The 2,515-nt window shown below is 65.3% G+C and carries 4 protein-coding genes; all 4 read left to right on the top strand.

The genetic code is table 11. From position 1 onward, the window contains the following. A partial coding sequence (locus tag ACRDUX_RS39280; protein ID WP_526422703.1) for a TetR/AcrR family transcriptional regulator occupies positions 1–593 on the top strand: 593 nt, incomplete at its 5' end. Positions 594–708: 115 nt separating this feature from the next. Continuing rightward, the gene (locus tag ACRDUX_RS39275) at positions 709–885 is read left to right on the top strand and encodes a hypothetical protein (RefSeq protein ID WP_526422701.1); all 177 of its coding nucleotides are present in this window, start codon (positions 709–711) and stop codon (positions 883–885) included. Further along, positions 882–2,069: an FAD-dependent oxidoreductase gene (locus ACRDUX_RS39270; protein WP_526422699.1), complete on the top strand. Its 1,188-nt coding sequence runs from the start codon at positions 882–884 to the stop codon at positions 2,067–2,069. Before ACRDUX_RS39275 ends, ACRDUX_RS39270 begins: the two co-directional genes overlap by 4 nt. Before the next feature lie 14 nt (positions 2,070–2,083). Further along, positions 2,084–2,515, top strand: a 432-nt coding sequence (locus ACRDUX_RS39265) for a cupin domain-containing protein (RefSeq protein ID WP_526422697.1), incomplete at its 3' end; no start/stop codon positions are given.

The following is a 2,515-nucleotide window of genomic DNA, read 5'->3' as shown; positions in this document are numbered from 1 at the left end:
GGACTGACCGGCGCAAGCGTGAGCTCAGCGATCGAATCCTCGACGCCGCGTTCGAGCTGTTCCTCGACCAGGGTGCCTCGGCGACCACCATCGAGGAGATCTGCGAGCGCGCCGACGTCGCCAATCGAACGTTCTTCAACCACTTCCCCACCCGCCAAGCCATGATCCAAGCGCTGGCGGACCGGCGGCTGTCCAATCTGCACGAAGTGATGTTCGGCAGAGACGATCATCCGATTCCTTTGCGGATCGTCGGCGTCTTCGACGACATCGCCGCATCGCTGATCGAGTCGAGCAGCACCTACCGGGAGATCATCGGCGAGATGATGACGACGGCGGGGTACGGAGCCCATCGCGGCTTCGGTCTGCACCAGACCTTCCTCGAACTCGTCAAAGAGGGTGTGGCGCGGGGCGAAGTGAACAGCCGCCACGATGCCCAAACGCTGGCTGACATCATCGTCGCCTCGTTGTCCGGCGGCATCGGAAACTGGACTGCCGACAGCACCTATTCGCTGGATACCAACTTGCACAACATCGCTCTGGCGTTGGCGGACCTACTGACCGCGGGCGTCAAGAAGCAGAGCCGCCGACGGTAGCCGTGGTCGCAACGGTTATTGCGGCTGGCGGGTACGCCCCTTTGCCGCTGGCAGCAAGCGGTCATTGGGGCCAGCGTCAACGACAATTGGTGCCAATGTAGCGATTCTGGAAGCTATGGCCACGCTCCCTGCCGAGACGTTCACATCGGTGCTGCGCGGCGAGTCGTCGGTGCCTTCGGTGACGGCGGCGATCGCCGAGACGGTGCCGCGTGACCTGCACACGCTGCAGGACGCCAGCGCCGAGCACGCCGCTATGTGCGCCAGAATTTTCGCCAACGGGAGTGCCTCGTGACCCGGGCAGTTGTGGTCGGGGGATCCCTCGGCGGGCTCACCGCGGCGCTCGTTCTGCGGGAGCAGGGATGGGACGTCGACGTCGTGGAACGTAGTCCCATTCCACTGGAGGGCCGCGGCGCCGGGATCGTCGCGCACCCGATCACGATCCGCTACCTCGTGGAACGGGCCGGTAAGGCGATCGGCGACATCGGCGTGCCGGCCAGCAGGCTTCGGTACCTCGACGATGATGGCGACGTCGTCTACGAGCAACCCTGCACATATCGGTTCGCATCGTACTTCGAGCTGTACCGAGGATTACTGGACGCCTTCGGCGCCGAGCACTACCACCTCTCGACTGAGCTTGCGCACCTTGACAATCGGGGCGACGAGGTGATGCTGTCCATGACCGATGGTCAGACTTTGACGGCCGACCTCGTGGTGTGCGCCGACGGCATCCGGTCCACCGGACGCCGAATCATGGTGCCCGAGGCCCAACCCCACTACGCGGGATACGTGGCGTGGCGGGGCACCATCGACCGTGCCGAACTCAGCGGCCGCACAGCACGCATCCTCTCCGACGCCATCACCTACCGGATCCTCCCGCACGGCCACCTGCTGACCTACCCGATTCCCGGTCCCAAGGGCTCCGTGCTGTGCAACTGGCTCTGGTACCGCAACGTCACACCGGGAGACCACCTCGTCGACCTGCTCACCGACCGCAACGGTGTCAGAGCCGAACTGACCGTGCCACCCGGCTCGGTCCAGACCCGCCATCTCGAGGAACTGCATTCCGCGGCGGACACCGAGCTTCCGGCGCCGCTCGCCGAGCTCATCGCGCGCAGCGCTGAGCCGTTCATCCAGGTGATCGTCGACCTGGAGGTGCCCCGCATGGCCTTCGGGCGAACCTGCCTGATCGGCGACGCGGCATTCGCACTGCGGCCCCACATCGGTGTCGGCACCGCGAAGGCAGCGGACGACGCCTGGCAACTGGGCAAGTCCTTGCTCAACGCCACTGCGATCTACGTCCCAGACCGGCTGAAGGCCTGGGAGACTCAACAGCTGTCGGTAGCGCAGCGAGCCATGAAAAGGACCCGCGCAGCAGGTCGGCGGCTGCAGGTGGACGGCACCTGGCGGGTCGGCGAGCAGCCCCCATTCGGGCTGCACATGATTGGGGACAGTGCTCTGCCGGTCGGCCAGAGATAGAAGGGAACCAACCGATGCACAAGCCTTCGGTCCGCGTCGTTCGGCGGGACCAACTCTCCGATGACACCCCCCAGACCTCGGGACTGCACCGGCACGTGGCCTTCGACAGCCACAACCCCGACGCCAAAGTACTGAGTGCCTTCCTCACCACTGTGCAGCCCGGCGCCGCGACCGGTGCGCACCACCACGGCGATCAGGAGACAATCCTCTACGTGGTGGAAGGCACCGCCAGGTACCGGTGGGGCGACCATCTCGAGCACTCTGTTGAGGCGGGTCCTGGCGACTTCGTCTTCATTCCGGCGCACACAGTGCATCAGGAGATCAACGCATCCGCCGACAACCCGACCGTCTGGGTGGTCACCCGATCGGACCCAGATCCGATCGTGGTCAACCTTCCAGAACTGGACAAGTTCGCCGAATCGGCCACGCGCGAGTACCCACACCCC

The organism is Mycobacterium sp., assembly GCF_050701675.1.
GTDB lineage: Bacteria > Actinomycetota > Actinomycetes > Mycobacteriales > Mycobacteriaceae > Mycobacterium.
The sequence above is the reverse complement of the archived record's forward strand: the minus strand, read 5'-3'. Positions and strand labels throughout refer to the sequence as shown.

What these genes read in the sequence shown, in the direction of transcription:
- ACRDUX_RS39275 (WP_526422701.1), top strand. Translation starts at nt 709, where the DNA reads ATGGCCACGCTCCCTGCCGAGACGTTCACATCGGTGCTGCGCGGCGAG.